This window comes from Nakamurella sp. UYEF19, from assembly GCF_040546275.1.
In the GTDB taxonomy this organism is placed as follows: Bacteria; Actinomycetota; Actinomycetes; order Mycobacteriales; family Nakamurellaceae; genus Nakamurella.
In genome coordinates this window covers 59,332-71,755 of the sequence record NZ_JBEPNO010000020.1, presented here as the reverse complement: position 1 = coordinate 71,755, position 12,424 = coordinate 59,332, and the positions used below count along the sequence as shown (strand labels likewise).

The following is a 12,424-nucleotide window of genomic DNA, read 5'->3' as shown; positions in this document are numbered from 1 at the left end:
CATGATCGTGCCGGTTTTGGGACGGATGGGACAGAAATCGACCCGATCATGAGCGCGACGGCCGACCCGGTGACTTCTGGCTCCGCCGAACTCATGCTGATGCTGCTGTCGGACGCACGACTGCCGACCGGCGCACACACCCAGTCGGCCGGGCTCGAGCCGGCGCTCAACGCCGGCATGCTCCCGCATGACGTCCCGCGCTACATCACGGCCCGACTCCGCACGGTGGCAACGGTCGAGGCGGGCGCGGCCGTCGTCGCGCGGTATCTGTCGCTCGGCCCGGATCCGGTGTCCGGCCTGACGATGGTCGATCGGGCGTGGCGGGCCAGGACGATCAGTCCTGCCCTTCGGGAGACGTCGGTGCTGCTCGGTCGGGGGTACCAGCGGCTGGTCTCCCGGCTCTGGCCCGACCATCCGGCCGTCGAGGCCCTGCGCTCCCAGCGTCAACCGTCACGCGCGGTGGTACTCGGTGTCGCGGCCGCCTGCACCGGGCTGGCGCCGGCGCAGCTGGCCAGACTCATCGGCTACGACGAGGCCCAGACGATCGCAGCGGCGGCCCTGAAGGTCGCACCGCTGGACCCGGTGGACGCCACCGCGTGGGTCATCGGTGCGCAGCCCGCGATCAACGAGATGACTGCTTCCGTTGCGGGACTGACGGATCCGGACGAGATCCCCGCGTTCGGTGCACCCTTGATCGAGCAGTGGGCGCAGATCCACTCCATCACCACGCAAAGGTTGTTCCGTGCCTGATTTCGTAGGTGTCCCCAGCACCCGGTCCCTTCGCCTCGGGATCGCCGGCCCGGTCGGCACCGGCAAGTCGTCGCTGATCGCGTTGATCTGTCGCGAGATGGCCGACGAGCTCAGCCTGGGCGTCATCACCAACGACATCTACACCGACGAGGACGCCCGGTTCCTTCGTTCGGCCGGCGTGCTGGATCCCGAACGGATCCGGGCGGTGGAGACCGGCGCCTGCCCGCACACGGCGATCCGCGACGACGTCACGGCAAACCTCATCGCCGTCGAGGATCTCGAGAGCGACTTCGCCCCAATGGATGTCGTGCTCGTCGAGTCCGGCGGCGACAACCTGACGGCGACCTTCTCGCCGGCGCTCGTCGATGCGCAGATCTTCGTGCTGGACGTGGCCGGCGGCGGTGACGTCGCGCGCAAGGGCGGGCCGGGGATCGGCCGCGCCGACCTGTTGGTGGTCAACAAGACCGACCTGGCGCCGTACGTCGGCGTCGACGTCGCGCAGATGGTCGCCGACGGTCGTGCGGCTCGCGACGGCCGGCCCGTGCTGGCGCTCTCGCGCCTGGACCGGGAGTCGATCGACGGGCTGACCGCCTGGGTCCGAAGTGTGTTGGTGTCCTTCCGGTCCGGCGATCATGTGGCCGTCGACCCGGGTCCGATGGCACCGCACTTCCACGCCGGTGAGGACGGGGCTCCGCTACCGCACGTGCACGACGGGTCCCAGCCGCACACCCACGCCCACCCATGACGTCCGTCGGCGTCGAAGTCGGCGAGGGGAGAGCCAGGCTGAGCCTGACCGCCGGGAACCTTGCTCCCCGGCTGATCGGCCAGGACAACACCGGAGCAAAGGTCGCCCTGGTCGCCACCACCGCCCTGCTCCTCGGCGGCGACGTGGTCGATCTGCAGCTTCGAGTCGGGCCCGGTGCCTGGCTCGAGATCGTCGAGACAGCAGGCACTGTCGCCTATGACGCGCAGGGTGTCGCGTCGGTGTGGCACGTGCGTGCCACGGTGGAGGACGGCGGCCTGCTGCTCTGGCACGGTGAGCCGTTCGTCGTGGCGGACGGTGCGAACACCCTGCGGCGCAGCGTCTTCGACCTGGGGGACGGCGCCGTGCTGTGTACCAGGGAGACCGTGGTGCTGGGCCGGACCGGCGAGTCCGGTGGGGCGGTACGGATCCACAACACCGTCAGGCGCGGGCCAGCGGCAGTGCTGGTCGAAGACCTGGACCTGACCGACCCGTCCACCCGCAGCCTTCCCGGAATCATCGGCCCCAGCCGGGTTCTCGATACGTTGACGCTGATCGGCGCTGCAGCGCCGGTCGATCCGCCGGTGGCGGTGGGCAGCCGCTTCGAGCTCCAGGACGGGGTGGGAACGGTCGGCCGCGTACTCAGATCGGATCTGGCCCGCTCGCCCGTCCCGCTCTGGTGGAAGGCCTGGAGCACCGCCGCGCGCACTGCCAACGCGGGCAGCAGCACTGCTACGGCACGCTGAGCGGGCGCAGCACCGATCGGGCGCAGCACTGAACTGGCGCGGGCGCAGGGCTCAGCGATCGGCGGGAAGCGGAGACCGGGTGCGTGGCACGAAGGCGGGCGCCAGGGTGATGAGGACGGCGGTCAGGACGAGCGGCACCACGTATCCCCAGCGCAGTGAACTGCCCGAGCTGACCAGCCCGGTCAGCACCCCGCCGAGGACGAAACCGAGATAGTTGAACTGGTTGAGCCGCGCGATCAGGGCGTCCGCCCGTCGGCGACGCTGTTCCGGTGTGCCGTCGCCGGCGAGCACGCCGGCGGCCGAGAACGTCAGGGGTGCAACTACGGCGAGGCCACCACCGAGTACGGCGAACCCGATGATCGCCAGCGCCGGTCCGTTCGCCAGGACCACCAGCAGCAGTCCGATCGTCCCGATGCCGGCGGCCAGTCGGACGACGTCGACGGCCCCTCGGCGGCGCACCAGGAGATCGCCGGTCAGTCGCGAGAGGAGGCTGGTGGCCTGGTAGGCGCCGTAGGCGAGCGGAGCCAGCCCGGCGCCGGCGGCCAACCCATCGCGGAGGTAGATGGTCGACCAGGAAGACGCCGCCGAGTCGGCCACGTAGAACAACACGAGGGCGACGCCGAGCAGGAGCAATGGCCGCCAGGGGATCGGCGGGTCGGCGTTCCCGCCGATCGGGGCGGCAGCGGTCAGGTCCTCCGCGGCGCTCAGGTAGGGCGCGGCCGCGATGACGGCGATGACCACCGCGATCAACGGTAGGTCGACCGCCAGGGACCAGGAACTGGTCACCGAGGTGTAGAGAGCGCCGACGATGCCGCCGGCCGACCAGGCCGCATGGAATGACGTCAGGATCGACCGGCCGTACTGCGCTTCGAGTGCCACCGCCTGCATATTCTGCGACGCGTCGACGGTCCCCAGACCCAGCCCGTAGAGCGCCACCCCGCCCAGGAACAGGGCCAACGAGCCGGCCAGTCCGGCGAGGATCAGGCCGGCCGCAGCCAGGAGCAGCGCCAACCTGAGGGTGAGAGCGCTACCGCGGTGACCCGATTGGACACCGGCGACCGTCGAGCCGAGGCCGGCGAGCACAGCGACGCCGAACATGACGCCGGTGATGGCCAGATCGGTCAAGCCATATCGATCCTTGAACGCGGGCAGGTGGGTGAGCACCACGGCGAACCCGAGGCCCTGGGCGAAGAACGCCGCGGCGACGCCGGCGCGAGGTGACGTGAGCTGGCCCATGTGGGCTGACTATCCAAGGCCGTGGCGGCACCGTCAAGGGTTCGTGGGCACCCAACTTGGTCAGCCGACCAAAAGTAAGTGCTGATCCGCTTGACGACGGCCGGGCACCGCCGTCACAGTGGTCGACATGCCCAGGCTCACCGTTGCGCAGCGACGGGACCTGCTGCTCCAGGCCGCCTGGCGGATCCTGGTCCGGGATGGTTACGCAGCGGCCACGACCCGCGCCATCTGCGCGGAGGCCGGGATGAAGCAGGGGGTCTTCCACTACTGCTTCACCAACCGTGACGAATTGCTGCTGGAGATTGCGGCCGGCCTGCTGGACGCCGAGATCTCGGCGTCGATCGGCGCGGTGAGCCGGGACGGCAGCATGATCGACGCGGTGAACAACGCGTTCGCCGCCTACTGGGACACGGTGGAGGCTGAGCCCGGGCTGCACCAGGTGCTCTACGAGATCACCACCGCCGTCCTGAGGGATCCGCGCATCGGTGAGATAGCGCGATTCCAGTACGGCCGCTATCTGGAAGGGGTCGCCGGGAGTCTCGATCAGATCGCCGAGATTCGGCAGATCGAGTGGGACGTCCCGCGGGACATCCTCGCTCGACAGGTGGTGACCGTCCTGGATGGCCTGACGCTGCACTATCTGGTCGACCGGGACAGTGCCGCGGCCCGAGCGGCTCTGGCGTCCTTCGCGGTCGACTTCGCCGCGCACGCCCGTGACATACCCGCCCGTGCCATACCCGCCCATGCCATCCCCGCCCATGCCATCCCCGCCCATGCCATCCCCGCCCGTGACATACCCGCCCGTGACATCCAGGCATGTGGCATCCCCGTGCCGGACATCCCCATCCGACAGATCCCGGAGCCGGCATGAATCTCCCACTCCTGCGTAGCGCGACCGCCGCCCTCGACCCGCCGTTCGGTGTGATCGATGCAACGGCGCTCGATGCCAACGTTGCCGACCTGGTGCGCCGAGCCGCGGGAAAGCCGATCCGGTTGGCCAGCAAGTCCGTCCGGGTGCGGCAGGTGCTGGCGGACACGCTCCGGACGAACGGCTACACCGGACTGCTCTGCTACACCCTGGCCGAGGCGCTCTGGTTGCACAGCAAAGGGTTCACGGATCTGGTGCTCGGATATCCGACCGTCGACCGGGTCGGGATCGCAGCGCTGGCCGATGATGTCGCCGCGGCCGCCGAGATCACCCTGATGGTCGACGATCACGCGCAACTCGACCTGATCGACGCCGTGATACCCCCGAGCGGCCGGCCGTCGATCCGCGTCGCCATCGAGCTCGACGCGGGCTACCGTTTCGGTTTGCTGAAGTTCGGCGCGCTCCGGTCACCGATCCGCACCCCCTCCGCTGCAGCGGATCTGGCGAGAATCATCGCCGGCCGAAGGGGGTTCTCCCTGGTCGGCCTGATGGCCTACGAGGGCCAGATCGCCGGGGTCGGCAACACCGGCGGTGGCCCACGAGGCGCGATCGTCCGCCTGATGCAGGCCAGGTCGGCCGCCGAACTGGCGCAGCGACGGTCGGCGGTGGTGGCCGCGGTTCGCGAGACCGCCGATCTCGAATTCGTCAACGGCGGCGGGACGGGCTCGTTGGAAACTACCGCCTCCGAGGGCAGCGTGACCGAAGTGGCAGCCGGCTCAGGGCTTTTCGGTCCGGGGCTCTTCGATCACTACGGTGCCTTCCAGCCCGCGCACGCTGCATACTTCGTCCTGCCGGTGGTCCGGAAGCCGACCCGCTCGGTCGCCACCCTGCTCGGTGGTGGTTGGGTCGCGTCCGGTCCGGTCGGCCCCGATCGGCTCCCGGTGATCGCCGACCCGCCCGGCCTGCGGTACGTGGGCGTCGAGGGTCCCGGCGAGGTCCAGACCCCACTCCTCGGCCGCGCCGCCCGCAGATTGCAGGTGGGCCAGCATGTCTGGCTGCGGCACGCCAAGGCGGGGGAGCCGGCGGAGCACCTCAACGAGTTCCACATCGTCCGTGACGGCGTGATCACCGACGTCGTGCCGACCTACCGCGGTGAAGGCAGGGCCTTCCTGTGAAAATTCGATCGTCATCCGGGCAACACCCCTGGCGGAACTGGGGCCGATCCGTCCTCGCCCATCCGCAGAGTGTCGAGATGCCCGCTGACGAAGGTGAAGTCGCAGAAGTCCTGACGAGAGCGAAGAGGGACGGACTGACCGTCAGACCGGTCGGCGCCGGCCACTCCTTCACGCCGATCGCGGCCACCGACGGTATCAGCCTGCGGCTGGACCGCCTCGCCGGTGTGCGATCGGTGGACGCTGCCGCCGGTCTGGTCCGGCTGGGCGCAGGCACCAGGCTCTACGATCTCCGGGGTCCGCTCGCCGCCCACGGACTGGCCCTGGAGAACATGGGAGACATCGAGACCCAGACCGTAGCCGGTGCGATCTCGACCGGAACCCATGGAACCGGCAATGATTTCACCGGCCTTGCCGCCCAGGTGAAGGCCCTGCGTCTGGTGCTCGCGAACGGCGACATGGTCGACTGCTGCGAGACGGAGCGCCCCGAGTTGTTCCAGGCTGCCCGCCTGGGGCTCGGCGCTCTCGGCGTCCTCACCGAGGTCACGCTCCGCTGCGTTCCGGCGTTCCTGCTGGAGGCCGACGAACGTCCCGAACCACTCGCAGCGGTACTGGAGAACTTCGACCAGATCATGGCCGGCGCCGATCATGTCGAGTTCTACTGGTTCCCCCACACCAGCACGGCGCTGGTCAAGGCCAATCGCCGCCTACCGGCGACCGCGCAGCCGGACCCGCTGCCACGCTGGCGATCCGTCCTCGATGACGAGATCCTCTCCAACGGCGTCTTCGGGCTGACCTGCGGCCTGGGAACCCTGATGCCTCAGGTGATTCCGCCGGTGAATCGGCTGGCGGCCAGGCTGATCGGCAATCGACGTTTCACGGACAGCTCGCAGGAGGTCTTCACCTCGCCGCGCCGCGTGCGGTTCCGGGAGATGGAGTACGCCATCGATCGCGAGGCGTTGCCGCAGGCACTCTCCGAGATCCGCAACCTGATCAAGGCCAGGGGCTGGCGGATCTCGTTCCCGCTGGAGATCAGAGTGGCTGCCGCCGATGAGGTCTGGCTGTCGACGGCCTACCGCCGGGCGTCCGCCTACGTCGCGGTGCATCGCTACCGCCGTGACCCCTTCGCCGGATACTTCCTGGCCGTCCAGGAAATCCTGCTCGCGTACGGCGGTCGGCCGCACTGGGGCAAGCTGCACACCCTGGATGCCGGGCAGTTCCGCGAGCGGTACCCACGTTTCGACGATGTGCTCGCGGTGCGCGACGAGGTGGATCCGGACCGCCTGTTCCGCAACGCCTACCTGGATCGTGTGCTCGGTCGCTGATCTGGCCCACGTCACGGCCCCGGCAAGGTGGGCGTGGTCAGGCTGACTCAGGCACACCCGTCCGAGCCCGCACGTGGGCGCGCTCGCCTTGGCGGCCGAACAGCGAGAGCACCTCCACCGCAACGGTATCGGCACTTCCAAACCAGTGGGGGACCCGGGTGTCGAACTCGGCAGCCTCGCCCGGCGGCAGCACGATGTCCTGATCGCCGAGCTTGAGCAGCAGTCGACCGGAGAGCACGTACAACCACTCGTAGCCCTCGTGGGTCTTCAGATCCGGTGGATATCGGATCCCGGCCGGCGGGATGATCAGCTTGTAGGCCTGCAGACCCCCGGCCCGCCGGGTCAGCGGCACCATCGTCATGCCGTGGCGGATGATCGGTCGCAGGTGCACCCGCGGATCACCGGTCTGCGGGGCGCCGACCAATTCGTCGATCGGCACGCCGTGCGCGCGGGCCAGCGGAAGCATCAGTTCCAGCGTCGGTCGCCGTTGTCCGGACTCCAGCCGGGACAATGTACTGACCGAGATACCCGTGGTGGCAGAGAGTTCCGTCAGGGTGGTGTCCGCCCGTTGCCGCAGTGCACGCAGTCGGGGGCCGACGGCCGCCAGGACAGCATCGAGATCCTCGTTCATCGACCCAATTTGCCACCACAGCAACTGACCTTGTTGACCGGCGCGCCGTCGCCCGCTCGTGAAGTCATGTTCACAGCGGACGCCTCGTCGACTCCGAGGCGAGCCTATGGGGCGCGGTCCGCAACAGCAGCTAGAAACGTGCGGACCTCGGTGGCGTAGGCAACTGGGTTGTCCACGTAGACGGCGTGACCGCCCGACAGGTGCCGCAGGACGGTTCCCGGCCGGCGGGACGCCATCTCGTCGGCCTGCTCGGTGCTGAGCTGCCGGCTCGAGATCCCGTGGATCAGCAGGGTCGGCATGCTCGACCCGAGCCACTCCGACCAGTGGTCACCGTTGAGTTCCCGTTGTGAGGCAATCATGTCGGCGCTGTCCCAGGGCACGCCCCATCCGTCGTCGTGCTCACGCATGACGTAGGCCTGCTTCGAGCCCATGAACGACATGGCTTCCACGAGTTCCTGCTGCGTCGACGTCCGGCGCGGCCAGGTCGAGGTGATCTCCAGGTTGTCGTCGATGACGGCTCCGATGTCCACCACGATCAGCCCGGTCACCCGCTGCGGGGCGCGTGCCGCCAACCGGTAGGCGACCGCACCGCCCAGTGAATGCCCCAGGACAACGGCCTTGTCGATGCCCAGGTGGTCGAGGAGGGCGAGCGCGTCATCGACATAGCCTTCGGTGGCGTAGCTCTCGGCATGATCGGACTCGCCGTGCCCGCGCTGGTCCAAGGCGATCACCCGGAACCCGGCGTCGGTGGGAACGCCGCCCTGGTCGACGAAACGGGCCTCGTTGAGGTGGCCGTGCAGAGCGAGCAGCACGGGGTCATCGCCGCCGTAGTCGAGATAGGAGAGAGTCAGACCCGAGGTCCGGAAGGTGTCACGTCGACCGGGACCGGCCGGCGCCGCGTCGTCGCCTGCTTGATTGCTCCACTGGTTCCGCATCTGCTGCCCCATCCGCTTCGTCCCCGCCTGATCCACCCACCGACCACCAGCCTGGTCTCGACCCCATCAGAAGTCCACCAGATGGTTGTCGGCGAGTCCAGAACTACAGGTCATGGCCCAGGCACCGCGCCACCGAACGTCGGCCCGGAGTTCTCCGGTCCTTCGGCGGGGGTTTGCCGGGGAGTGGCCTGCACCGCGAATGATCGGAGCGATGATCCCCTCGTCTGAGAAGCCAGGGGTGGCCCGGCAGGGTGTTGACGGGCTGGTCGTCGGGCTGGACGTCCTGGCCGCCGGCGAGCGGACGGCCGATCGTCTGCTGGTCCAGGTGATCTCGCTCCTGCAGGAGGCCGGGGCCGAAAGTCTCCTCGCCGCGACCCATCATGTGCAGGTGTTCGGTAGATCCCACGTGGCCATGTCGATCTCGCTCACCGGGCCGGTCGGCCGGACGCGAGCTCTGGAGCTGGTGGCCGATGCCATCGCCGTCGACGACGGTGCGGCCGGGGCACTCTGGACCGGAGAGACGGGCACCGGTCTGCCGTCCCTGCAGCAGTCGGCCCGGGTTGCTGCCACCGAGCACCGAGATCAGCGCAGCGGGCGGGTCGTTCATTTCCCGGGCGTGGAAGGCCTGACCGGTGTCGTCTCCTTGTGCAGCGTGCTCGAGACCGCCATCGATCGGATCGACCCGTTCGATGGTCGACCGTTGCCGAACGCGTTACTGATGACCGGCGACGTGCTGCGGCCACGGTGGCTCGACGGTGAGTTGGTGCTGCACGTCCGACCGGGAACGGGTGGCGTCTGGGTTCCGACTGACGTCACGGACCCAGCAGTCAGCCGGCCGGAATGACGAGAATCCTCGCGTGCGCCAGGTCTGGCCCGTACATCAGGCCGTAGGCGCCCTGTCCCGCTGTGAGTTTCGGATCGAACGCCGCGAGAACGGGCTTCTTGGCGCAGGTATCGCTGACCCTCTCGTCGGTTCCGAGCTGATTGATCCGGACCTGGGTCCCCGGCTCGACGGGATAAACCAGGTTCGAGGTGCCGCCGAACGGCTGGAACACATCCGAGGTCATGTCGTGCAGGTCCCCGCTGTAGCCGAGGCCCGCGCTGTCGAATTCGAAGTAGGGCAGACACTTCCCATCGGTGGTCGAGGGGGTCAGGCCGCCCGAGCCCTGCGTCATCCCCTTCCTGCCCTGGAGGGCCAGCGCGTTCAACAGCAGTACCGCGTGACCGGCCGGCGGCTTCGGGAGCGTTGCCGACTTGAAGGCGTTGTTCGGCCCCGATCCAAGTGCGTCGGCGAACAGCTGGCTGGCCGCGCCCAGCTGGTCGGGGTCGGCATTGGTCGGATCCGTCGGCGCGACGACCAGGGTCAGCTTCAACCCGGTGGAGACAGGCTCGCTCTCGTCCCCGATCGGCCGGGACGCCGCCGTTGCGCCGGCCGCGTAGTAGGTGACGGTGAATCGCTGTTGCCCGTCCCCGATGCCCTGGCCGAAAGGGTCGAGCATCTCCGGGGCGAAGAAATTGCTGACCTGCGCGTAAGGCACGGTCGCGAGCTTCTTGCCGGCGCCGGGCGCACCGACCCACACTTCGACGGCGGTGGGCACCGCCGTCTTCGGCGTGACGTAGGTGTTGGCGACCCGGATGGACATGTCGAAGGCCAGAGTCCGGCTCGCGTCGGTGGCGGACCCCACATCGGTCGTCGTCACCCCGTTGGAAGCACCCGCCCGCGCCCCGTCGACCGTGCCGGCAAAACCGGCCTGACCGCTGCAGGCCGACAGCATCAGGCCGGCCGCCACGACGAGCGTTCCCCATCGAAGCGGTGCCCCTCGTTGCGGTGCCCGTCGAGCAGTGCGGGTCTGGACCATGTGGATCTCCCGGTGGCTCGTCGGACAGGGTTGTCAGGTGGCGCGTGCTCGCCAGGAGTCACGGCGGCCCTGGTAGATACAGCGGCCGAGAAGTTGGGTCGCGATTCACATCCGTCCGTCGACGTTCCCTTCAGTTCTTTGGCAGATGGGATGATCGGGAGGTGCTTGCCCCCTCCCTCATGACCCGAACTCCCCGCATGGTCGTTTCCGACATGGACGGCACCCTGCTCGACCTGGAGGGCCGACGGGTGAGCCCGCGGAACGCCGCCGCCCTGACGCGTGCGGCCGAGGCCGGAGCACGGGTGGTCATCGCGACCGGTCGTCCCGTCGTCTGGCTCGGTCCCGTCATCGATGCGGGCTTTGCCGGAACGGCCGTCTGCATGAACGGCGCCGTCACCTACGACATCGCCGCCGGCGAGATCGTCACCAGTGCGCCGTTGTTGCCCTCGGCCATGCAGGCACTGGTCGAGGCCCTGGCCGAACGGGCCCAGTTCACCCTGGCCGTGGAACGGCTGGGCACCTCGAGCCACGACTTCTGGGCCGAGTCGACCTACAGCCACCCGTGGATCATCGGCGACTACCAGGCTCTGGATCGTGCCGACCTGCTCGCCGAGCCGGCCGGGAAGCTGCTGATCCGGGGGATCACGGACTCCTCCACGCTGGCCGCCGCGGCCCGGGCGGGCGCCGAACTGGCCGGTGTCGCCGATCAGCTCTCGATCACCTACTCCACCGATGACGGACTCATCGAGATTGCTGCAGCGGGGGTCAACAAGGGGTACGCGCTGGCCAATCTGGCAAGCCAGTGGGGCATCGACGCTGCTGACGCCGTCGCCTTCGGCGACATGCCGAACGACCTGGAGATGCTGACCTGGGCCGGGCACGGCGTCGCCATGGCGAATGCCCACCCGGAGGTGACGGCGATCGCGAGCGAGATCGCCCCGCACCACGGAGACGACGGAGTGGCCGCGGTTCTCGAACGCTGGTTCTGAGAGTCACGCAACGCTGTTCGGATGGTCGAACACGGACACCACAGTGGTCCTGGCTCAGCGAAGGCAGTTCGGACAGTGCCCAGGGCTGCCGGGCCAACCCTGACCGATCAGCACCTCGCCCACCTCCAACGCGACCGCACACGACTCCTGGGTCACTTCCGTCCACCCGTATCGCAACGACGGTGAACTCGTTTTGGTGTGCGCGTTGTCCCGCCGCCGGTCGCGCAACCGTCCGACGTGACCTCGATGGCCGTCCAGTTCGACGATCAGGGCGTATTTCTCGTACAGCACGTCGATGAACTCATGACGAGCCTCCCTGGTTCGCTGCCGCTTGCCCTTGGGTAGATCGTGCGCCAGCTCCACGGCGTGCCGATAGTGGTACTCGAGGGTGGAATGCACGCCGTCCGCCGCGTCCGCGACGATGTCGGTGATCAGCCGACGATGGGGCATCCGCTTACGCCTGTGCAAGGCTCGTTGCAGCGCCTCGGGCGAGGTCAGCCTGCGCTGGATCGCTGCCGTGATCCACTCGACGGCGGCGGCCTGTCCCAGTCGGCACAGGTCGAGCACGGTGTCCTCGATCCGGGTGCAGGGCGGTTCCGTGCGTGTCGAGATCGAGCGGACGCCCGGACGCTCCCTCCGGAAGCTCACCCAATCCCTGGTGGACACGGTTGTTCCGGTGGGCGTCAGGATCTCGATGCATGGCGGTTGGTCGTCGGCCAGGCGCAGCAGCTTGGCCGCGGTCAGTCCGGCGGCCCGCGCGTCCGGCCCGCCGAGCAGGATGCCGGCCCAGACCCACCCCTCCCAGGGCAGCGTTCCATGGGGAAAGGCGAAGAGACCGCGTTCGATCCGCCCGAAAAGACCGCTGGACACCACACGCTCGAGAACCTTCTCCGACACCCCGCACCCCCAAGATCTGGCCACGACTGATCACTCCGGACTGCACGCGCGCGAGGCGTTCCAGCTCGGGTGGGAGTGCCTGGCGGCGGTACATGTCCCGAGCGTCCCCGAATCGTCCGGTCAGGCGATGCAGTTGTCCACAATCGTCAAGAGCGTGCGGATGAGCCCCCCATAGTCGGGGGGGAAATCCACACGTACTGGCCAGTAGCGCGGCATGGCCGCGGGGCACCCTCGAGATTGGCGGACCCGATCCCATCGGCAACGCCGGTTCAGG

Annotated in this window: 13 protein-coding genes; 8 read left to right on the top strand and 5 right to left on the bottom strand. The window is 68.7% G+C overall.

What is annotated here, in order from left to right; translation table 11 throughout:
- Positions 1-48 precede the first annotated feature (48 nt).
- From ABIB25_RS21860 to ABIB25_RS21850, 3 genes are read left to right on the top strand one after another with little or no spacing between them, the layout of a single operon-like run.
- Positions 49-750, top strand: coding sequence for an urease accessory protein UreF (locus ABIB25_RS21860; RefSeq protein ID WP_354530634.1), 702 nt, complete (start codon positions 49-51; stop codon positions 748-750).
- A complete protein-coding gene (ureG, locus tag ABIB25_RS21855; protein WP_354530633.1) occupies positions 743-1,495 on the top strand; it encodes an urease accessory protein UreG in 753 nt (250 codons plus the stop codon). The genes ABIB25_RS21860 and ureG overlap by 8 nt, the downstream gene beginning before the upstream one ends.
- A complete protein-coding gene (locus ABIB25_RS21850) occupies positions 1,492-2,238 on the top strand; it encodes an urease accessory protein UreD (RefSeq protein WP_354530632.1) in 747 nt (248 codons plus the stop codon). Before ureG ends, ABIB25_RS21850 begins: the two co-directional genes overlap by 4 nt.
- A 51-nt stretch (positions 2,239-2,289) precedes the next feature.
- Here ABIB25_RS21850 and ABIB25_RS21845 read toward each other — a convergent pair whose 3' ends face one another.
- Positions 2,290-3,474 carry an MFS transporter gene (locus tag ABIB25_RS21845; protein WP_354530631.1) on the bottom strand — a complete coding sequence of 395 codons (1,185 nt, stop codon included), beginning with the start codon at positions 3,472-3,474 and terminating at the stop codon, positions 2,290-2,292.
- Between the two features lie 127 nt (positions 3,475-3,601).
- On the opposite strand from ABIB25_RS21845, the gene ABIB25_RS21840 reads away from it, so the two are divergent.
- Genes ABIB25_RS21840 through ABIB25_RS21830 form a run of 3 tightly spaced genes read left to right on the top strand, consistent with a single transcriptional unit; the run spans position 3,602 to position 6,839 of the window.
- Positions 3,602-4,345 (top strand): TetR/AcrR family transcriptional regulator, encoded by a 744-nt coding sequence (locus tag ABIB25_RS21840; protein WP_354530630.1) that lies wholly within the window; start codon positions 3,602-3,604, stop codon positions 4,343-4,345.
- On the top strand, positions 4,342-5,517 hold the full coding sequence (locus tag ABIB25_RS21835; protein WP_354530629.1) for an amino acid deaminase/aldolase: 1,176 nt from the start codon (positions 4,342-4,344) through the stop codon (positions 5,515-5,517). The genes ABIB25_RS21840 and ABIB25_RS21835 overlap by 4 nt, the downstream gene beginning before the upstream one ends.
- 2 nt (positions 5,518-5,519) lie before the next feature.
- A complete protein-coding gene (locus tag ABIB25_RS21830) occupies positions 5,520-6,839 on the top strand; it encodes a D-arabinono-1,4-lactone oxidase (protein WP_502919878.1) in 1,320 nt (439 codons plus the stop codon).
- A gap of 37 nt (positions 6,840-6,876) precedes the next feature.
- Here ABIB25_RS21830 and ABIB25_RS21825 read toward each other — a convergent pair whose 3' ends face one another.
- Positions 6,877-7,470: a helix-turn-helix domain-containing protein gene (locus tag ABIB25_RS21825; RefSeq protein ID WP_354530627.1), complete on the bottom strand. Its 594-nt coding sequence runs from the start codon at positions 7,468-7,470 to the stop codon at positions 6,877-6,879.
- Positions 7,471-7,574: 104 nt separating this feature from the next.
- Positions 7,575-8,441: an alpha/beta fold hydrolase gene (locus tag ABIB25_RS21820; RefSeq protein WP_354530626.1), complete on the bottom strand. Its 867-nt coding sequence runs from the start codon at positions 8,439-8,441 to the stop codon at positions 7,575-7,577.
- Between the two features lie 175 nt (positions 8,442-8,616).
- Between ABIB25_RS21820 and ABIB25_RS21815 the strand changes: the two genes are divergently transcribed.
- Entirely contained in the window at positions 8,617-9,249 is a 633-nt protein-coding gene (locus tag ABIB25_RS21815) for a hypothetical protein (RefSeq protein WP_354530625.1), read from the top strand.
- Here ABIB25_RS21815 and ABIB25_RS21810 read toward each other — a convergent pair.
- Positions 9,233-10,264: a hypothetical protein gene (locus tag ABIB25_RS21810; protein WP_354530624.1), complete on the bottom strand. Its 1,032-nt coding sequence runs from the start codon at positions 10,262-10,264 to the stop codon at positions 9,233-9,235. The two genes, ABIB25_RS21815 and ABIB25_RS21810, sit on opposite strands and share 17 nt — an antisense overlap.
- Positions 10,265-10,461: 197 nt before the next feature.
- Between ABIB25_RS21810 and ABIB25_RS21805 the strand changes: the two genes are divergently transcribed.
- Entirely contained in the window at positions 10,462-11,253 is a 792-nt protein-coding gene (locus tag ABIB25_RS21805) for an HAD family hydrolase (RefSeq protein WP_354530623.1), read from the top strand.
- A gap of 54 nt (positions 11,254-11,307) precedes the next feature.
- On the opposite strand, the gene ABIB25_RS21800 is transcribed toward ABIB25_RS21805, so the two are convergent.
- Entirely contained in the window at positions 11,308-12,174 is an 867-nt protein-coding gene (locus ABIB25_RS21800; RefSeq protein ID WP_354530622.1) for a hypothetical protein, read from the bottom strand.
- Between the last annotated feature and the right edge of the window lie 250 nt (positions 12,175-12,424).

Excerpts from the sequence above, each read along its gene's own strand:
- ABIB25_RS21845 (WP_354530631.1), bottom strand. The coding sequence starts at position 3,474 with ATGGGCCAGCTCACGTCACCTCGCGCCGGCGTCGCCGCGGCGTTCTTC.
- ABIB25_RS21825 (WP_354530627.1), bottom strand. The coding sequence starts at position 7,470 with ATGAACGAGGATCTCGATGCTGTCCTGGCGGCCGTCGGCCCCCGACTG.
- ABIB25_RS21840 (WP_354530630.1), top strand. The coding sequence starts at position 3,602 with ATGCCCAGGCTCACCGTTGCGCAGCGACGGGACCTGCTGCTCCAGGCC.
- ABIB25_RS21815 (WP_354530625.1), top strand. The coding sequence starts at position 8,617 with ATGATCCCCTCGTCTGAGAAGCCAGGGGTGGCCCGGCAGGGTGTTGAC.
- ABIB25_RS21850 (WP_354530632.1), top strand. The coding sequence starts at position 1,492 with ATGACGTCCGTCGGCGTCGAAGTCGGCGAGGGGAGAGCCAGGCTGAGC.
- ABIB25_RS21860 (WP_354530634.1), top strand. The coding sequence starts at position 49 with ATGAGCGCGACGGCCGACCCGGTGACTTCTGGCTCCGCCGAACTCATG.
- ABIB25_RS21810 (WP_354530624.1), bottom strand. The coding sequence starts at position 10,264 with ATGGTCCAGACCCGCACTGCTCGACGGGCACCGCAACGAGGGGCACCG.
- ABIB25_RS21805 (WP_354530623.1), top strand. The coding sequence starts at position 10,462 with ATGGTCGTTTCCGACATGGACGGCACCCTGCTCGACCTGGAGGGCCGA.
- ABIB25_RS21835 (WP_354530629.1), top strand. The coding sequence starts at position 4,342 with ATGAATCTCCCACTCCTGCGTAGCGCGACCGCCGCCCTCGACCCGCCG.